Source organism: Nitrosospira sp. TNL200, from assembly GCF_055386305.1.
The window spans coordinates 2,016,722-2,034,866 of sequence record NZ_AP041003.1 but is presented as its reverse complement, the minus strand read 5'-3'; the positions used below and the strand labels follow the sequence as shown (position 1 = coordinate 2,034,866).

Below are 18,145 nucleotides of genomic sequence, written 5' to 3'. Positions count from 1 at the left end.
GCTGACCTTGTTAATACTTCCGATACTGCTAAGATTAAAGAAAAATGAATAGTTCCTGTTGATAGGAAAACTAGTGCGGTGAATCGCAATTAATGGTGGTTTTCAATGATGGAAAAAATCTTAGATGTTCCTTATGTGACACAGCCCACAAGCACGACATGTCAATCAACATGCTTAAAAATGTATGGTTTGTATTTAACTGGCCGTCTTCGCTTATCCTCCGTTGTGGAAGCAATGGATATATCTCAAATATGGAAGGAAATTAATGAGAGAAGCGACAGGCCCTCAAAAAATAGAAATTCATACGTAAATATGGCATGGTGGTTAGAAAAATATTTTCCTCCTTACAAATTTCCTATCTTTAATACTCGAGATACTGACCGAGCTATGCGCCACATAGTAGAAAAAATTGATTCTGGATTTCCTGTAATAGTCAGCACCAATCACTCAGGAACATCAGGGCATATAATCCTTGTGTGTGGCTATCGGGGAGCGGAAAAATATCAAAGTACCAACATTAAATTTGTTTGCCATGATCCATATGGAAAATTCAACCCCCAGCTTGGGTCGAAGTTATTTGGGAGTCGTCGCTATCAAGGGGGATCCAGCCTGATGAGTGGAGGGGAATCGGGACCCGGCAAGAAAGTGGTTTACGATTACAGCGGCATTAGACGGATAAGGGCGGATAAACATTCAAATGGCTCATATTTTTTAATTGCCGGCGATGACTAAACTATGTTACTGGCGCGTACGTAGATGGGGCGCATTTGCCCACACATCGTCATGATCCCTTCGATCGTTTATTCCCGGACGGGACTATACAAGTGCTGTGTTGGGTATTCGGTATGAAGCGCTAAGCGCATCATTGAACTGATACAACGTATCAGGGTAATGATGATACGAACTGATGAGTGAGTATAGGGCGGGACGGGGAAACGATGGATTGCGTTTCGCTCTACCTATCCTAGCGGGATCAAACATGTTTTGATGCCCAGTTTACCAGTCTGAGTCCATCGATCCGCTGGAAGTGTTTTGTATTGTTGGTGACCAGCGTCAGGTTATGAGCCATGGCGCAGGATGCGATGATCAGATCGAAGTCATCCAGACGGCTTCCCGCGATTTCCAGTTGTGCCTTGAGCAACCCGAATATTTCTGTTGATTCCAATCCGATAGACAGGATTTCTATCGATTGCTCCAGCACCTTTATCTTCGCCAGGTTGACAGCAACCTTATGGGATTTTCGCGCCCCATAATATAATTCCATTAAGGTGATGACGCTGATGCTGATGGGGTCATTTATATGCTGACGTAGGTTTTCTCGTACGCTCGCGTTACCTTTCATGCTGTAGATGACAGTATCCGTATCAAGTAAAAACATCGATGTTTTCCTTGAATCGCGAAGAATTTTTCCGAGCGTTTTTTATTTCCGTGGCAATCTCCGCCGCACTCTGGTTATCTTCCCAGGATCCTGAAAGTTCCAGAAGTACCTGTGCCGGCATTCTGGCATCCTGGAATCGCTTCTTGTTGGCGATATAGCGCTTTACCAGATACAGGATCTGCTGGCTGACCGATCTGTTTTCCGAAGCCGCAAGTTCCTTGATTTGTGCATAAAGCGCATCGTCGATTCCTTTTATCTGTAAATTCGACATAGCGGTCTCCTCAATTATGGGCTCATGAAATTTTAATAATAGTTCATGAATTCTGCAAGAATGGTGTACGGGCAAATTGTGCCAACTGTGGTGCGGGTTGAGGAAAGGAAGCGGGTGGAGCGAGGAAACGATGGGCTGTGCTTCACTCCACCCATCCTACGAAATCTACTCGATTTTTTAGAGAGCGGTAACCGGTTACGTGCTCAATAGCATTCCAATTCAGAGGTTCCTTGGTTCTATCTGAAAGAAACTCCTCACGTGCTACCGGTTTCTCCAAGTTGACTCTGGTTATTAACTAGACTAAACTTAGTCAGACTTATAACCGCGATCGGTTTCCTGCCATGATAATAATCAATATCCATGAGGCGAAGACTCATCTATCCCGGTTTGTCGAGCAGGCCGCAACGGGGGAAGAAATTATCATTGCCAAGGCTGGCAAACCGATGGCGAGATTGGTACCGTTGCAAGACCCGACATCCCGCAGAAAACTCGGTTTGTTCAAGGGGCAATTGAATGTGCCGGATGATTTCGATGCTCCCCTGGACGATGAGTCAATCGCCCGGTTTGAAAATACCCCGATCGATCCTTCCTGAGTTTGTAAGGTGCGATTCCTGCTTGATACGCATATTCTGCTCTGGTCGCTGGATGCACCGGAGCGCCTGCCTCGTTCGCTGCGGGAGCAACTGGAATCACCGGCAACCGAAGTCTGGTTCAGCGCCGCCAGCATCTGGGAGATTGCCATCAAATCCGCTTTGGGAAAGATCAGTTTTCGTTATCCGCCAGAGCAGATTGCCGAAGCGGCAAGGAAGACCGGGTTCATGGAAATTCCGGTCTCTTCGATGCATGCCGCAGGTGTGGCGCGCCTGGCCATGCATCACCATGATCCATTTGATCGTTTGCTGATAGCCCAGGCATTGGAAATGCCGGCCCGTTTTGTCACAGCAGATGCAGCGTTGGCTGTCTATTCCGGAATGATCGAATTGGTGGAAAAATAAAAGAGATAGCTTCTGGCTTCGGCATTGCTCCCCCACGAGGATCATCAAGAAAAAATGATGGGTTACGTTTCACTTCACCCATCCTACGGCTACTGATATCCCACCCAGTTGATGCAGGAAAAATGATGGGTTACGTTTCACTTCACCCATCCTACACGGTTACCTGGGCTGTTGCCCATCCATCCTTCCTCCTTCGGATATCATCATGTATCATCTGTTTTCCTGCTTCAGTCCTCTTCCGCTCGGGCATGGGCGAATGCGGACCGGGGGTTGGATCAAATTGAATTCCATCGGATACCTGTGGGTTGGATTTAAGCCCATTCATGGTCTATAAACCCGGTATAGGTTACAGAAAATATCTCGCAGCCCTGACCACGGGCTGACTGGATTACCGGGTATCACGGGGGTGAACGACAAAGGTGTGAAATGCATCACCGCATTGCTATGGCGATTTTCATATCGGCCGTCTGCATCATGCAGAAAAGTAGATTATTCAGAGCTGTTGAACGGCGATAACAACGAGGCCAAGGGGAGGCTCGATGCTGGAACAAATCGGTCGCTTCAAGATCATTGAAGAGCTGGGCAGGGGGGGCATGGCGGTCGTTTACAAGGCCTATGATCCCAACATCAACCGCCCGCTCGCGATCAAGGTGCTATTGGAAGAGCGCTGCGCCAACAAGGAGTATCGTTCGCGCTTCCTGGCGGAGGCAAAGGCCGCCGGCCTCCTGTCCCATCCCAACATTGTCACTATCTTCGATATCGGCGAGGTGAACGACCGCCCGTATATCGCCATGGAACTGCTCGAGGGCGAGCCGCTCGACGAGTACATGAAATCCACGCCCCGGCGCTCCCTGCGCGACGATCTGGGCATCGGCATCCAACTGGCAAAGGCGCTGCATTATGCCCACAGCAAGGGCGTGGTCCATCGCGATATCAAGCCCAGCAACATTATCCGGGTCAAGGGCACCAATAACGTGAAAATCACGGATTTCGGCATCGCGCGGGTCGAAGATCCCGAAAGGACCAGGCAGACGCAGATGGGAGAAGTGCTGGGCACGCCCCAGTACATGTCGCCGGAGCAGGCCCTGGGAAAAAATGTTGACGCACGGTCTGATCTTTATTCGGTCGGGGTCGTGCTTTACCAGTTGCTGACGGGAAAAAAACCGTTCGAAGGGAACACCATCGCCACGCTGCTGCTGCAGATCACGACCACGGAACCGCCTCCCATAGATGGACTCGTTCCTGCCTTGCCGAAATCGGTAAAGCTCATCGTCGAGCGGTTGCTCAGGAAGGATCCGGAAAAACGGTTCCAGAGCGGCAACGATCTGGTCGCCGCGCTGATCGATGCCATCGAGGAAATCAGGCAGGACGAAATGCAGCGCGCCCGGCCAAAAATGCTGCCTATCCGGGTCAAATGGACTTTCATCATGATTGCGATCGTCTCCGTCACCATGATCATCGGCACGACCTGGCTGTACAAGCGGCAGTATGCAAGCATCATCCAGCAGGCCACCGAATACGGGAGTTCGCTGGTCCGCTTCATGGCGGCGGAGAGCGCGGAGAAGGTGTACAACGAGGACTGGATCTTTCTGGAAGTGTTCATACAGGACGCGATGGCGGGCCAGCGCTTCGGCTATCTCAGCCTGGTGGACGGCAAGGGCATCGTCAGGGGGAGCAGCAGGCCGGAGCAGATCGGGCAGCCCTATCACAAGATAGAAGGCGGCGAATCGTTCGGCAGCATCGGCGAGGTGGCCATGCAGCGCTATACCGTCTCCACCTCTTCCTCGATGCTGGACTTCGAGGCGCCGATCCTGTTTCGGGAGAAGGATATCGGCCGCATTCACCTTGGCATGCATTGGGACCCCCTGGAAGAACTGAGCAGGCAGATCGTGTTTACCATGCTGCTGCTCATGATCGTGACCGTCGCCGCTGCTTCGGTGGTGGCGTATGCGCTTGCGAGCGCAATGTCCGTTCCCCTGCAAATCCTGAGAAAGTCCCTGGACGAAATGAAAAAAGGCAACTTCGGGTATCGCATTGCGCAATCCAGAAAAGACGAGCTTGGAGAAATCTTCCGGTCTTTCGATGAGATGGCCGACACACTCCAGAAAAACAATGACATTACGATAGACATGAATACTCAAAAAAATAACGATCAGAAAGGGAATACGCATGGCCAGGGCTAGGTTCTTCCTTGCATTTTTTATCGTGGTTTCGCTGGGGGGGTGCGCCAGCCTGCCCCCCGAGTCCCAGGCCACGCTTTCTGTTCTTCGGGGGGAGGAATTCGTGGTGCACCGCGCCGCGCCCGGCGATACCTGGGCTTCGCTGGCCGAGGCTTACCTGAGGGACAGGAACAGGGGGTGGCTGATTGCCGATTTCAATAAAACGGCTGAAATTGCTCCGGGGCAGGAGATCGTCATCCCGCTGGTTCATCCGAATCCAGTCGGAATTTATCCTTCGGGCTACCAGACGGTGACGATTCTTTGCTATCACCGATTTGGCCCCAACAGGGCGAAGATGGCGATAACAGGAGAAGATTTCGATGCGCAGATGGCATACCTGCAGAAGCACGGCTACCGGGTTGTTCCGCTTTCCAGCATTCATGCTTACTTGAAGGGAAAGGAAGTCCTCCCCCAGCGCGCGGTTGTCATCACGATCGACGATGGGTACCGCTCCTCCTACAGCACGGCCTTTCCCATCCTGAAAAAATACAATTTTCCCGCAACCTTGTTTATCTACTCCGATTTCGTCGGTTCGGGTGACGCTTTGGGCTGGAAGGAACTGAAGGAGATGGCCGCATCGGGGCTGGTGGATGTCCAGCCGCACTCCAAGTCCCATGCTTCCATGGTGAAGCGACCGGCGGGCGAAGCGGCGGAAGCGTATCGCAAGAAAGTGGAGGAGGAGATCAGGACTCCCGGCCAGCAGATCAGGAAAATGCTGGGCCTGCCTCTTCATACCTTTGCCTATCCGTTCGGCGACACCAATGATCTCATCATTTCGCAGCTGAAAAGCGCCGGTTATGATGCTGGCGTAACCGTGCAGGCTGGCGGCAATCCGGCTTTCGCTTATCCGTTCCGGCTTCGCCGGACCATGATCTACGGCGACCGGGATATGGGCGCATTCACCAGGAGCCTGCGCGTGTTCACGGCGGAAAACCTCAAATGAGCCCGATATCGCGGCAGTCCGTTTTTCTGTTTCTCATTGCTGTTGGCGCAGCCGGATTGAACGGTTGCGCGCAACCGCCGCAACGCCCGGATGCGAAAGCAGTTTCCGTCGCCGCCGGAAGGGAAAAGCTGGCGCTGGGCCTGCAGGACCGGGGAGAGCTGGCCGAGGCGCTGGTTCAGTGGAAAATCCTTTCAGTCATCGATCCCGGCAATGCCCGCTATGCCAGTCAGGTGGAGACGACAAGGAATCTCATCGAAAGGAAAACCAAGGCCCTTATCCTCGAAGGAGTAGCGAACTCGCGGCAGGGAGCGCGTGAGGCAGCGAGACTGTCTTTCCTGAAAGCGCTGGCGTTGGACCCGAAGAATAAGGAAGCTTTCGATTACCTGCGGCAACCCGCCATGCAACTCCCGGCTGCGGGCGAGAGCAGTGCGCCGAAAGCGGGGGATGGCGCTTGCTGCCAGCCGCGTGGCAAGGTTGCCGGGTCGAGGGAGCGGGCAACGCCATAAAGCCGGGCCATGTTCTGCCGTGCCGAAGCTTGCGTCGGATAGATGGAGCAAAGCGCAATCTATCAAAAAACGTCTATCGGGCACCCGGAAAATGATGGGTTGCGCTTTGCTCCACCCATCCTACAGCCTACTACAGGCTACAGTTGCTTCCGGCTCGCTTCGTGCCTGGGTCAGGATTTTCCGGGAATACCTGAGTTTTACCTGCTTCGTTTCTCCGACTGTTCGCGGTCGATGATCGCCTTTATCTCCGCTCGATTGGATTTTGCCAGCTCATGGCCAGGGTCGATTTCCAGAAGTTTGTCCAGGCTCTGGAGCGCTTCCGAAAAATGCTGGCGCCTGCGCGCGCGAACATAGTCGGTATAATAGGTTTCCACCAGTTGCGGCCGGATTTTTGCTATTGCAGCCCTGGCTCCCGCATGTTCCGGTGCGAGCTTGAGCGCGCGGGTGAACGATGCATAGGCCTGGGACACCTGCCCATCGCTTAGCAACTGGTTGCCTTCCCTGTATGCCTGGTCCGCATAGCGAGCGGAGTTCATATTTTCGCTTTGCCTGTGCAGCCGTTCATTGCCGGGATAGGCTGCGGAGGCTTTTGACAGGATTTTGCCCGCTTCTCCGGCCTGTCCGGTATCGCTCAGTTTCTTCGCGTAAGCCAGGTAGGTTGTAAGCAGGAGGTCATTGTATTCCGCGCTGGCGGCGCCTTCCACATGGGTGCGCTCCAGCAGGTCGATTGCATCCGCGTATCGTTCCTCGCCGTATAACTTCCTGGCTTCTGTCAGCTTCAACTGGGAGATGTCCGCGACTGCCGACTGCTCCGCGGCAGGAATGGGCATTTTGCCCGGTGGTGGTTTTTTGCCGGGTATATTGATGACCTGCCCTGCTTCCAGCCTGTCGGCGCTGCGAATGCCGTTATAGCGGGCGAGCACGTAGAACTTGAGAGGTTCTCCCAGGAAACGCCGGGCGATCCGTGAAAGCGTGTCGCCCGGCTGCACTTTATAGGCAAACTTTTCCTTGCCCAGCATATCGACGGGGTCCACGCCCATCTGGGATAGCAGGATAGCGGCGTTCTTATGTCCGGGCTCCAGCACGAGGGCTTGCTGCAGCAGAGGACGCGCCGCGTCTTCATCGCCGTCCTGGAGGGCATCCAGTCCTCTCAGGAACAATTCCCGGGCCGTGCCCTGCGGCACCTCGACTACCGGGACAGGCACGGGTGCGGGCGCTGGCGGAGCGGGCTGGGGTGCCGGCGTCATGGCGCAACCGCCGAAAACGGCAGATAGTAGAACTATGGCAAATAGTGAAATCGCACGATAAAACCGGCAGCCTCGCATGTCGGACCTCTTGGATATTTCTCTTGGATATTTATCTTGTTATCGGCTTCCCTCGTAATTATAGACGCCTGAAGTCTCCTACAATGCGCCGCCGCGCTATCCGCATCGAGTTTATAACGAAATGAGCAGGCGCATGGCAAAAAATAGCCATTGGCATGACCACTGGCATGACGGAGGGGTGGGTCCTGCCTGAAAGAATGATAGCTACCTATAGTTGCTTCCAGGAGCCGTGCATCTAATCTATAATTTTTAGTGACCTTATGTCTGTGAAAATATTTTTTATCCACCGGTGAATCAAATAGCCGTGGCGCGATAACCGCCAGGAGTTCGGAACTCCCGTTGCCGGCATGCGCGGCCGGATAGCGCTCACTACCTTATTTGGCGAAGGCGGACAAAACTAGGATTGGCGGAGACAGCATAATGACAATTGGCATTCGAATCACCGGTTGCAATGGCATTCCGCCGCCCAGGCCGCTTTTTGCGGAATTTAACGAAATGGGCGGAAATATCGGCCGCGCCGAGAAGAATACCCTGGTTCTGCATGATCCCACGCAGGTCATCTCTCGGATCCATGCTTCCATAGAATTTCGCAACGGCTGTTATTTCATCCGCAATCTTGGCACTGCCATACCGGTTCACCTGAATGGCCAATCCTTGGGAAAAGGGCAGGATGCCGCCATTGACGTTGGTGACGAGATTCGCATCGGGGCGTACGTGATGGAGGTCACGGGCGGCTCCGCCCATGACCTATCCGGTACTGGCGGCCCCGCCGGAGCATGGGGTAACGGACCGGCTCCCGCGCCCGACAGGCACAGGGACGATCCACTAGGCATGTTCGGGGGCTCGTCCCGGCTCGAACCTTCCGGCCGCGATGAGCTATTTGACCCTTTCGGTTTCTCGTCTCAAGGCCAGGATGCTTCTGCCGCAGCCAACGAATCCCGAGGCAGGCATTTCATTCCAGGACTGGCTGATATTCCTGTAGCCGGTCCTCTTGTCTTTCCCCTTATCCCTCCCGATTTTGAACCATTCGGCAAACCCACCGGGGAAGAACTGCAATCGCCTCCTCCGGCTTCCGTGCCATCAAACGCTTTTCCAGAAGATGTCCTGGGCCTCGGGTCCGGTCCCTCGATACTGGAGCAGGACATCGGTAAACTGTTCGGTCTGGGGCCGGAACAGGGCGATGACTTATTTGCCCCCAGCACTCCCATGGCAACAAGGTTTGGATCATTGCCGGGCAACGATTTTCGTGAAAATGCCGATCCGCTTGTTGCTGCGGGTGCCTCGACGGGGCGATCGCCTGGGGTGAATTATGTGCAGCGCGACGATGCTCCCGAATTGAACACGCCGTTTCGTCCGCCCAAAGTCTATCCTGACCCGGCCATGCCCCCGGCTTCATCCATGGAGGGGACGCCGGAAGCGCAAAGTGCAGCCCCGGCGAAACCTGTTTTATCGTGGGAGAGGAGTGCATCAGGTCCGGATTCGGACGGGATCAAAAGCGCGATCATTCTCCCTCCGGCGAGCGGGCGGTCCGAAGTGGAACTGCCGGAAACCGGAATGTCTCCGGGTCCAGGCATCGCAGAAAATTCCGTTCTCCCGGGCAAGCCATCCGGGGCTGAAAAACCGGCACCCATTTCCTCGATAACCCCTCCCACGGATTGCTGCGCAAGTCCGGCAGGGGATGAGGCGGGAAATAGCGGTATTGGCGGCAGTAGCGGCATTGACCATGACAAACTGCTGCGCGCCTTTCTTTCTGGCGCGGGGGTTCCCGATCTTGCCATTCCCGCCGGTCTGACACCCCAGTTCATGGAGATTCTCGGCCAGTTGCTGCGTGAATCCACGCAAGGTACCCTGCATCTGCTGCGCGCACGGACGGTGATCAAACAGGAGGTGCGGGCGGATCTCACCATGATCGCGCCACGGGAAAACAATCCGTTGAAATTCTCCCCCAACGTGGAAGTGGCGCTGGCCCATCTGCTTTCTCCGCACGGACGGGGCTACATGCCGCCCTTGCAGGCGATGAAGGATGCTCACGATGATTTGTGTTCGCACCAACTGGGTTTCATGGCGGGAATGCGGGCGGCGCTGGCAGGCGTGCTGGAACGATTCGACCCCGTGCAGCTGGAGAAACGGATCACGCAGAAAACGGTGATGGATTCCCTTCTTCCAATCAATCGCAAGGCCAAACTCTGGGATCTGTTTGCCGAGAGATACCGGGAAATATCCCAGGAAGCCGAGGAAGACTTCCATCGGCTGTTCGGAAAGGAGTTTCTGCGAGCCTATGAAGCACAGATCGCCAAACTGGAGCAGGACGGCAGGAACAGCAGGAACGGAAATTCCTGATGCTCCCAGGTACGGGGTGAATTGCATGCAGCTCGAAATAACCATACTGTCCAGAACGGGAGGGCGCGAGGTCAACGAGGATGCGTGCGGCTTCTGGTCGGCGCCAGAAGCCTGCTTCTGCGCCTTGTCCGACGGCTTGGGGGGGCATGGCGGCGGCGATGTGGCGTCGAAACTGGTGGTGCAGCATGCGCTCGACTGGTTTCGCGGGACGCCCGAATCCAGCGCCCGGGCAATAAAGGCCTCCCTGGCCGCGGCCAATGCCGCAATCATGCGCGAGCAGCAGCGAAACGCCGCGCTCAGGCAGATGCGGGCCACCGCGGTGATACTTGCCATCGATACCAGGCGCGATACCGCGGTGTGGGGGCATGCGGGGGATTCGCGTCTGTATTGTTTCCGCCAGGGCCGCATCATCGAACAGACGCGGGATCACAGCATGCTGCAGGGGATGGTCGATGCGGGCTATTTGCAGCCGAAGGAATTGCGCGTTTCCTTCAATCGCAGCAAGTTGCTCTCGGCCTTGGGCAACAGCGGGCAATTTGATGCAGATGTCATACCCGTGGCGTTTCCGCTGCTGCCCGGCGATGTTTTTCTATTATGCACCGACGGTTTGTGGGAATACGTGGACGAGGAAGACATGGAGCGGCTGCTCGATGCAGCCCGCACGGCGGAAGCGTGGCTGAAAGCGATGGAGAGCCAGGTGCTGAAGCGCGGAAGCAAGAGGCAGGATGATGATTCCGTTATTGAAGGGCAGGATAATTATTCCGCTATCGCGGTCTGGTGCAGTGCCCCCGGCGCAGCGGCGGCAAGCAGCGAAGCACCCTCGATGACGGAGAGCATTCGCGCATGAGATAGGGATGAGATGGTGGGGGGTGGCGGGCAGCGGGCGCCCGATCATGGCTTCCGGAAAATCGGCGCTGTATACCCCTCGGCAGCCCTTGCCATTTCTGTTCATGATCGATCAGGCGGAGTTGATTAAAGAGCGGTCAACTGCCGGATTCAGGTTCAAGCATCGTGGCAAAATGATTGTCGCCCGGAAGACCGGCAAAACAGCGCAATCGCGTCAACCCACCCTCCGGCGGCACCATCCACCAGAAACTCCTGCCTGTTCCCATATCGGCGAGGAGATTTTCGGCGGCAGTATCGAACAGGTCGCTGAGAGCGTATTCCGTGGAGAGCATCAACGTTTTTGGATTGTCGTCATTGGTTCGCCACCATGTGGCCAGTTCTTCGGCGCCATTGCCCTGTCCTTTCACTGCAGGGGCCGGGAACGGGTTTTCCGCCAGCCTGCGGTCAAGCTCATCGGGTTGTGCATCGTGGTTGAGCATTGCGAGCGCGATTCGTTCCAGTGAGGCGTACCAGGGCTGCGCGGCAAAGACCGCCGCCATCGCGCCGGGACGGGATTCCATCCGCAGTGCGATGGTAAGCGGAAAGTAGCGGCCCACCTTGTCGACGCTGGGCATGAGCACGCCCGCCCACATATCCGCATTCCCGGGCAAGGCCCCGGGCAGTAGCGTGAATCGCCATATCGGTCCCGTAAGGTAGAGATCGAGCCAGCGGTCCTGCAATTGGGCGCGGCTGGCAGCTATCGCATGCTGCAGCCACAAGTCCCATGCATCGATGAAGCCGGCGGGAAGCCGGCGCGAGACGAAGTCTCCCACGCCGGGGATTTTTCCATACCAGCCAGCGGCAAGGGTATTGTCCGCGCCGCTACAGACGCTCGGGGCAGGTGAATCGTTCAAGTTCATTCAGGCGGAACGGGTTCTGAACGCTACTGGTGATGACCTCGAACTGGGCCTTTTTCCCATCGATGCCAAACGTGATCATGAACTTTTCCGGTTGTGAAGTCGGGGTAATCTGCATTCCGTCGAGCATGCGAAATAATGCCCATGGCCCCTCGAACACTTGTCCCGATGCCCCGGCGGCGCTGGGGGGCGAGATCTGGAGGCGCACCTGGGAACTGCCGCGGGGACCGGGCCATTGAATCGTCATCGGCACCTGAGGACCATGGCTGTATTTGACCAGTTGCCCATCGACATCGAGTATGAACTGCGTGATCGTCGCATCCATTCCCACCGGCTTGAAGGTGAGGCTCAACCCCGGTGCCCGTCCCCCGCTGCGGAAAAACACGTCGCGTATTATCTGCGCGCGGTGAAATTCCTGGAGACCTCCTGAAGCCCGTCCCATGCTGGCGTCGCCCATGGAGCGAAAGCGCCAAGGCCGCGCCGACGTATCGACATATTGCGCCAGATTTTTCTGGAAGAATTCATCCAGCATTCCACCCGGCGCGAACAGGCGCGCGAAGTCATCCTGGGTTACATCGCGGGAACTGCGCTTGTCGAACGGATATCTGTCCTTGATGGCTTTCCTGCAGAAATCGCCGATTGCTGCTCCCAGGGACTGATCGAGGTTGGCGCGCGTCGCCCCCAGCGCCTGGCTGACCCCACCGGTGGAGAGGGCCACGAGCATGGAACGTACCGGCTCCGGCATGCGCCCGGCATTGGCCTTGACCCTGGTTGGCACATCGCTGGCCGGAGGAGGGCCACCGCTTTTGAGCGCCACTTCGGTTGCAGTGAGAAGACCGTAAAGTTCGTTGATCTGCGCAGGTATCGCATCGATCGGGGCGGGCTGGCCAGGGGCAGCCGGACGCACCATGGCGCGCAAGTCGCGGAAGCGGTCGTCGACAATGCTTTCCGGCCTCAGGCCCATTGTGGCGGATGTTCCCGTGCCTGTCCTGCCAAAGAGTGTCTCCAGTTTATCACGGGCAATTTTTACCTTGTCGCTGGCCTTGTCGGCCACGGTCTTGTCCTCTTCATCGACGTCGAGGAGGGTGACTTCCCTTACAATGGCGCGCATCAGTGAAACCAGCGGAGAGTCCGCCGCTGAAAGCAACCGTGCCAGCTGGATGCTTTTCTGCAGGTCTTCCGCCGGGGCCAGTCTGATGTCGTTGATGAATTGCGACCAGATCTGCGCATAATCCTCCAGGTACAAGCGGCGCACATCGTCGAGGATGCGGGCTTCCCCCGCCGGGTTGAGCAGCCTGTTGCGATTCTTTTCCTCGATGCCAAGCACCCAGGATTCTTCTTCGGAAAGCTCCCGCGTCACTTCCCTCGCATTTACTGAAAAAACCTTGTAATACCCGTCATGGCTGAACAGGCCGGGCACGCCGTTGGTGAGAGGCTGGCCGCTCGCGCGGGAGAAAACCAGAGCGGCGGAAGGTCCTGCGGCCCGGGCAATGGTGAATTCCGGCATATCGGAACCGGCATGCTGCTGCTTCAATCGATTGTAGATGCGGTGGGCTATCGGGGTTTGGATAACGAGATGGCGCACGTTGGCGATCAGCTGCAGGTTGACCGGGATGGGTGAAGCAACCTGTCCGTGCGCCAGGAGATTATCCAGATGGGCCTCCAGCATCTTGCGCTGCTCCGCGGTAATCTCCTGCGGCAAGGTGGCTTCCCAATCGGCTGTAATGAACGCCTTCAGTTCGGTTGGATCGAAATGGCCGGGCTCGTTGAGCATCAGATAGGCCTTGAGGCCTTCGTACATCAATTCGGGGTTTCCCTGGCCCCCGCTGCTGAGCAGTCGCTCGATCCGCAGTATGATCTGGGGCAAAAACGCATCCTGCAGCAGCTTCCCGTACGCATTGTTCGCCGCCGCGCCCAGCTTTTCTCCCTGGTAGAGGCCAAATTCCATCGACAATGGCACCTTTCCATCCTTACCGGAGGAGGCAGTAGTCAGCTCCCGCACCGATGCCAGGACCGGGAGCAGGCTGATGATGTCCATCCGTTGCAGGACGGGCAGATCCCCGACCTCTTTGAGGATGGGCGGTATCCGGGTTTTTACCTCCGCAATATAGGCCTTGTTGCGGGTATAGCTGACAGTCCAGGCGGCGAGTACGCTGAAGGTGACCAGCAGTGCGATGCTGAATAATCCCCATTGCAATACGTTGCGCCTGCGTTCCCACCGCAGGTTGGTGCCGGCAAGCCCCGCTTCGGCGAAGACTACGTCCTTCAGCAGCCTCGTGAGAAAAAAACTCCTGCCGCTTGGCTTTTGGGGAGGAAGCACTTTTCTGTCGAAATGGAGCGCGCGCCCGAGAGCACCCATGATCCGGTCGATCGGGCTGCCTTCCTGAGTTCCGCTGGTGAAATAGAAGCCGCGCCAAAGCGGCTGCTGCTCATAGCGCGAGGGAGCGAACAACCGGTTCAGAAAATCGCCGAGCAGGGGTTTCAGGCTGCTGAATTGCTGTGGAAAGGCATAGATCAGCGCGCGCTTTTGCATGTCCCTTTCCTGATCCAGCCGATCGACCAGCCGATCGTTCAGCCGCTGCTCCAGGCTTGCGAATTCCGCGTCGAAATTATCGGCCGGCGACGAGAGGGATTTTTTCTCCGTTTTCTCGATATAAGGAAAGGTTGTTCCCCAGACCTGGGCGCGCTCTTCCTTGCCATAATCGCCGAAAAACTCCATGAACCCGGCGAGCAGATCTGTCTTGGTGACGAAAACATAAAGCGGGAAACCGATATTGAACTCCTGGTGCAGCTCCTGAATGCGCTTGCGTATCGCATTTGCCTGCGCTTCCCGCTGCGCCGCATTTTGTTGCAGCAGGTCGGTTACGCTGACCGTCACGATCACGCCGTTGATGGGCCGGCGGGGACGGTATTTCTTCAATAGCTGCAGGAATCCGGTCCAGGCAGCGCTATCCGCTTCCCGGTTGCTCTCCTGGGTGGTATAGCGGCCGGCTGTATCCAGGAGCACGGCCTCGTCGGTGAACCACCAATCGCAATTCCGGGTGCCGCCGATGCCGCGGATTGCTTCCTGGCCGAAGCGCTCGGCAAAAGGGAACTTGAGTCCGGAATTGACCAGCGCAGTGGTTTTTCCCGATCCGGGAGGTCCGATGAAGATATACCAGGGCAGCTCGTAAATATACTGGCGGCGTGTGAGCAACGCGAGCAGGGGATTTTTTCCGGATGCTCCCGCAGGATCGGCCTGTTTCAGCACCGCAACGGCTTCCTCGAAGCGCTTGCGCAACATCGCGACCTCTTCGGCCCCCGCGCCGTCGCTGGCGGGCGGCTGTGATGGCTGATGGCGCAAGAGGCCATCCATGAGGCGCGCGTTCAGTGCTTTCGCCTTGATGGCCTCCCAGACATGTTTTCCAACATACAGAAGAATGGCGAACGCAATGAGCGCCAGCCGGATGCCATCGGGTTCCAGCGGCCGGTATTCCGCTATTGCGATCAGCGGCCCGACAAACCAGATCAACAGGCTGACGGCCGCAAGGCCGAGGAGCGCCAGGGTCCAGCGATTGAACAGGAGATGGACCAGCCTTTTCATCGTGCGGGGCCTGAGAAGTCAAGTGGCTGCATGGGGCTAATGCGCCGGTTTTGCGGTGCGCGGTGCATACAGCGTTATTTCCACACGCCGGTTGCGCGCCCGGCCGGCGGCGCTGTCGTTGGCGGCGATAGGTTCGGCATCGGCCCGGCCTTCCGCCGTGAGGCGGCTGGCAAGCGTTCCTTTTTCCGTGAGAAGCTGCATCACGGATATGGCGCGTTCCTGCGATAAGTGCCAGTTGGAAGGAAAGCGTATCGAACGTATGGGCTGGTCATCCGTATGGCCTGTGATTTTTACCAGCCCAGGGACCGAATTGAGCGCATAGGCAATGCGTTCCAGCACCGGCACGAAGGATGGCGAGATGGTTGCGCTGCCGGGGGCAAACAATCCGTCGCCCCGGAGAGTGACGATGCTGCTCCCATCTTCATCGCGCACCGCCACCAGTCCTTCCCGGATCTCCCTTGCCAGGAATTCCGCCAGGCGTGGCTCGACAGAGGGCAACGGCGCGGGCTTGGGTAGGGGGTTCTTTATCCGGATCGACTCTATCTGGGCAAAGACCGGATCCGAAGCGCTATTGAGAAGGAAGCTGAAGGTCAGATAACCCGCCAGCATCACCAGCCCGCATAACGCCCCCAAAACCCATGCGGGCAGGAGCGCAAGAACCCGTGCGCGCTTGACGGCGGTGGGCTGCCAGCGGGGCGAGAGGTCGCGTTCGTATTCCCCGCGCTCCCTGTCCAGCAGTTGCGCGAGGCGTTCACGCCCCGACTCGAGCTGAGCCTTGCCATTTTCCTGCACGCGATAGCGGCCCTCAAAACCGAGGGAAAGGCAAACATACATGAACTCCAGCAAATCCCGGTTGGCCTTGGGGTTCTCTGCCAGCTTCGCCAGCAGCTGAAAAAATTTCTCCCCGCCCCAGGCTTCGCCGTGAAACATCACCAGCAGGCTGTGGCTGGGCCAGACGCCGCTGCCCCACGGGGTGGAGGCCGCGGTTTCATCCAGGAGCGTGCATAGCGCGTAGCGCGCGCCGATGATCTTTTCCGGCGCGACCCCGGCAGCCCGGGCCTGCATCTCGAATGACTTGATGTTCTGCGCGATGAAGTCCTTGAGGCCGGATGGGTCTGCATACTGCAGGGTTGCCCGCAGTTGCGGCACCAGGTTGAGCAAGGGGTTGGCGGCAGCAATGAGTGGATTCAGCCCGGATGCGGGTATTTTTTCACCGGTTTCCCTTATTGTTGCCGCGGAGCCGGCGCCAGGCCAGCTACTGGTGCTACTGGCGCCTGCGCCAGGTGCGGCCCGTCCTCCGGGCGAAGGCAGGATGACTGTGCTGTCCGGATCTGAAGGTTGAAACGGATCATCCTGGCTCATACAGGGGTCCGTTTCCGGTTCAGAGAGAAAACGTGTGTCATGCTCGAAGGATAGATATCAAGTCAAGGCATGGGTACCCGGGAATGGCTGGTATTTTCAGGTTTCATCCCCTTATCGCCCAGAATTCAAGCTCAAGCCCGGGGAAATCACCGGCGACATGCAGCGCCAGTCCTCCCGACCGTTCGAGCTGCTTCCACATTTCGCCGCCTTGTTCCATCTCGAAGTAATTGAATCCCCGATGGAATGGTATCTGCCGTGGCGCAACAGGCAGGGAGTTGAGCGGAATGCCGGGAAGAGCCAGGTTGACCAGGTCGCGTATGCGTTCCACCGATCCGATTTTCACCTGTGCCGGAAAACGCGTGCGCAGCGCTTCCCCCGGCAACTGGGCGTTGACCGCCAGCACGAAGCGGGCGGTCATGAGCAACCCCTTGTCGGGGATGATTGCGACCCTCACGCCATACTGGCGATCCTGAAGCGGAATGGAAATGGCGCTTTGCTCCAGCACCATGCTCAGCGAACGGCGCAGATCGGCGATGAGCGGAATGAAGCAGCGCGCCAGCGCATCATGCTCATACTCGGGGTACGCGGGCGGCCTGTGCCGGCTGGCGGTGAAGGTGGCGAGATCGCCGGCGAGAGCGAGGCAGGCGCTGAAAAGGCGTTCGGGATGCAGCAACGGATGCGTGGAAAAATGCATGAACAAAGGCTGGTGACGATTTACCGTCTGCAGCAGCAGAAAGTCGGCGATTTCGGCCACGCCCCCGGCCCCTGGCTGGGCAGCCCGGGCTGCGAGCGCTTCCCCGCGCTGATGCAGCAGGCCGCACAATTCGCTCACATATCCACTCAAAGCCGGGTTGCCGCCAGCGTGCAGCATGGGTGGAATGACGTCTTTCTGCAACAACAACTGATTGTCGGCGCGCCGCTCGGTTACCGTCGCCACATCGAGCGTGGTATAGGCGTCGGTCACATCGCGCTTGCGCATCAGGCCCAGGCGCAGCTGTCCCGTCTGCAGAAGCGCGCTGTTATTGGAACCGGAGCTGGAATCGGGAACCTCGCGCTCCTCCACGGAAAAACGGGCGAGGCTTGCGTCCCGGTCTCCATCTGCTTCGGTTTCAGCCATTCCGGCGCGGCGCAAGGGCAGGGCCAATACGATGGGTTCGTTCCGGGCATCGCTGCCCACGTCCAGCGGCAGGGGCGGCGCATCCTCGTGCGGGAAGTCGAATGGTGTCCCGTCCGGGAAGATGCCGCGCGCGGCGGAGAGCTGTATCTTGCCGAGGGCCAATGCGTCGGGATTGAGTTCCAGGTTGCGGAATCCCCAGCAATAACCTGACAACGGAGCGGTCCGGCCTTCCACCATTTTTTCAAAATAGCGGTCCTGCTGTTGAAAGTGTTGTGGCTGGAGGAACAGCCCCTCAGACCAGACAACCTTATTGTTCCACGGCATTGTTATTGCTCCGACGCTCTCTGTTCTCTATGCAGCCCGG

General features: G+C 57.1%; 15 protein-coding genes. 8 read left to right on the top strand and 7 right to left on the bottom strand.

Annotated elements, in window-relative coordinates; genetic code table 11:
• Positions 1–105: 105 nt before the first annotated feature.
• On the top strand, positions 106–732 hold the full coding sequence (locus ACZ5CE_RS09170) for a C39 family peptidase (protein ID WP_464574594.1): 627 nt from the start codon (positions 106–108) through the stop codon (positions 730–732).
• Positions 733–973: 241 nt separating this feature from the next.
• Here ACZ5CE_RS09170 and ACZ5CE_RS09165 read toward each other — a convergent pair whose 3' ends face one another.
• Positions 974–1,378 (bottom strand): PIN domain-containing protein, encoded by a 405-nt coding sequence (locus tag ACZ5CE_RS09165; RefSeq protein WP_464574593.1) that lies wholly within the window; start codon positions 1,376–1,378, stop codon positions 974–976.
• On the bottom strand, positions 1,365–1,649 hold the full coding sequence (locus ACZ5CE_RS09160) for a ribbon-helix-helix domain-containing protein (protein WP_464574592.1): 285 nt from the start codon (positions 1,647–1,649) through the stop codon (positions 1,365–1,367). The genes ACZ5CE_RS09165 and ACZ5CE_RS09160 overlap by 14 nt, the downstream gene beginning before the upstream one ends.
• 341 nt (positions 1,650–1,990) lie before the next feature.
• Here ACZ5CE_RS09160 and ACZ5CE_RS09155 point away from each other — a divergent pair, with 341 nt between their 5' ends.
• The 5 genes from ACZ5CE_RS09155 to ACZ5CE_RS09135 all read left to right on the top strand — a co-directional run bounded on the left by ACZ5CE_RS09155 (position 1,991) and on the right by ACZ5CE_RS09135 (position 6,312).
• Entirely contained in the window at positions 1,991–2,242 is a 252-nt protein-coding gene (locus tag ACZ5CE_RS09155) for a type II toxin-antitoxin system Phd/YefM family antitoxin (RefSeq protein ID WP_464574591.1), read from the top strand.
• 9 nt (positions 2,243–2,251) lie between these two features.
• A complete protein-coding gene (locus tag ACZ5CE_RS09150; protein WP_464574590.1) occupies positions 2,252–2,644 on the top strand; it encodes a type II toxin-antitoxin system VapC family toxin in 393 nt (130 codons plus the stop codon).
• A 539-nt stretch (positions 2,645–3,183) separates the two neighbouring features.
• The gene (locus ACZ5CE_RS09145; RefSeq protein ID WP_464574589.1) at positions 3,184–4,827 is read left to right on the top strand and encodes a protein kinase domain-containing protein; all 1,644 of its coding nucleotides are present in this window, start codon (positions 3,184–3,186) and stop codon (positions 4,825–4,827) included.
• A complete protein-coding gene (locus ACZ5CE_RS09140; RefSeq protein WP_464574588.1) occupies positions 4,814–5,806 on the top strand; it encodes a polysaccharide deacetylase family protein in 993 nt (330 codons plus the stop codon). Before ACZ5CE_RS09145 ends, ACZ5CE_RS09140 begins: the two co-directional genes overlap by 14 nt.
• A complete protein-coding gene (locus ACZ5CE_RS09135; RefSeq protein ID WP_464574587.1) occupies positions 5,803–6,312 on the top strand; it encodes a hypothetical protein in 510 nt (169 codons plus the stop codon). The genes ACZ5CE_RS09140 and ACZ5CE_RS09135 overlap by 4 nt, the downstream gene beginning before the upstream one ends.
• A 197-nt stretch (positions 6,313–6,509) precedes the next feature.
• Here ACZ5CE_RS09135 and ACZ5CE_RS09130 read toward each other — a convergent pair whose 3' ends face one another.
• Positions 6,510–7,559, bottom strand: a complete 1,050-nt coding sequence (locus tag ACZ5CE_RS09130) for a LysM peptidoglycan-binding domain-containing protein (RefSeq protein ID WP_464574586.1) — start codon at positions 7,557–7,559, stop codon at positions 6,510–6,512.
• A 498-nt stretch (positions 7,560–8,057) separates the two neighbouring features.
• Between ACZ5CE_RS09130 and tagH the strand changes: the two genes are divergently transcribed.
• Together tagH and ACZ5CE_RS09120 are read left to right on the top strand one after the other, a co-directional pair.
• Entirely contained in the window at positions 8,058–9,977 is a 1,920-nt protein-coding gene (tagH, locus tag ACZ5CE_RS09125; protein WP_464574585.1) for a type VI secretion system-associated FHA domain protein TagH, read from the top strand.
• A gap of 25 nt (positions 9,978–10,002) precedes the next feature.
• The gene (locus ACZ5CE_RS09120) at positions 10,003–10,824 is read left to right on the top strand and encodes a PP2C family protein-serine/threonine phosphatase (RefSeq protein WP_464574584.1); all 822 of its coding nucleotides are present in this window, start codon (positions 10,003–10,005) and stop codon (positions 10,822–10,824) included.
• 136 nt (positions 10,825–10,960) lie between these two features.
• On the opposite strand, the gene tagF is transcribed toward ACZ5CE_RS09120, so the two are convergent.
• The 4 genes from tagF to tssK all read right to left on the bottom strand — a co-directional run bounded on the left by tagF (position 10,961) and on the right by tssK (position 18,105).
• Positions 10,961–11,716, bottom strand: a complete 756-nt coding sequence (gene tagF, locus ACZ5CE_RS09115) for a type VI secretion system-associated protein TagF (protein WP_464574583.1) — start codon at positions 11,714–11,716, stop codon at positions 10,961–10,963.
• On the bottom strand, positions 11,685–15,302 hold the full coding sequence (gene tssM, locus ACZ5CE_RS09110; protein WP_464574582.1) for a type VI secretion system membrane subunit TssM: 3,618 nt from the start codon (positions 15,300–15,302) through the stop codon (positions 11,685–11,687). Before tssM ends, tagF begins: the two co-directional genes overlap by 32 nt.
• A 36-nt stretch (positions 15,303–15,338) precedes the next feature.
• Positions 15,339–16,664 carry a DotU family type VI secretion system protein gene (locus ACZ5CE_RS09105; RefSeq protein WP_464574581.1) on the bottom strand — a complete coding sequence of 442 codons (1,326 nt, stop codon included), beginning with the start codon at positions 16,662–16,664 and terminating at the stop codon, positions 15,339–15,341.
• 103 nt (positions 16,665–16,767) lie between these two features.
• Positions 16,768–18,105, bottom strand: a complete 1,338-nt coding sequence (gene tssK, locus ACZ5CE_RS09100) for a type VI secretion system baseplate subunit TssK (RefSeq protein WP_464574580.1) — start codon at positions 18,103–18,105, stop codon at positions 16,768–16,770.
• Positions 18,106–18,145: the final 40 nt, after the last annotated feature.

Coding starts and splice junctions, on each gene's coding strand:
- ACZ5CE_RS09170 (WP_464574594.1), top strand. CDS start 106: ATGATGGAAAAAATCTTAGATGTTCCTTATGTGACACAGCCCACAAGC.
- ACZ5CE_RS09165 (WP_464574593.1), bottom strand. CDS start 1,378: ATGTTTTTACTTGATACGGATACTGTCATCTACAGCATGAAAGGTAAC.
- ACZ5CE_RS09160 (WP_464574592.1), bottom strand. CDS start 1,649: ATGTCGAATTTACAGATAAAAGGAATCGACGATGCGCTTTATGCACAA.
- ACZ5CE_RS09155 (WP_464574591.1), top strand. CDS start 1,991: ATGATAATAATCAATATCCATGAGGCGAAGACTCATCTATCCCGGTTT.
- ACZ5CE_RS09145 (WP_464574589.1), top strand. CDS start 3,184: ATGCTGGAACAAATCGGTCGCTTCAAGATCATTGAAGAGCTGGGCAGG.
- ACZ5CE_RS09140 (WP_464574588.1), top strand. CDS start 4,814: ATGGCCAGGGCTAGGTTCTTCCTTGCATTTTTTATCGTGGTTTCGCTG.
- ACZ5CE_RS09135 (WP_464574587.1), top strand. CDS start 5,803: ATGAGCCCGATATCGCGGCAGTCCGTTTTTCTGTTTCTCATTGCTGTT.
- ACZ5CE_RS09130 (WP_464574586.1), bottom strand. CDS start 7,559: ATGACGCCGGCACCCCAGCCCGCTCCGCCAGCGCCCGCACCCGTGCCT.
- tagH (WP_464574585.1), top strand. CDS start 8,058: ATGACAATTGGCATTCGAATCACCGGTTGCAATGGCATTCCGCCGCCC.
- ACZ5CE_RS09120 (WP_464574584.1), top strand. CDS start 10,003: ATGCAGCTCGAAATAACCATACTGTCCAGAACGGGAGGGCGCGAGGTC.
- tssM (WP_464574582.1), bottom strand. CDS start 15,302: ATGAAAAGGCTGGTCCATCTCCTGTTCAATCGCTGGACCCTGGCGCTC.
- ACZ5CE_RS09105 (WP_464574581.1), bottom strand. CDS start 16,664: ATGAGCCAGGATGATCCGTTTCAACCTTCAGATCCGGACAGCACAGTC.
- tssK (WP_464574580.1), bottom strand. CDS start 18,105: ATGCCGTGGAACAATAAGGTTGTCTGGTCTGAGGGGCTGTTCCTCCAG.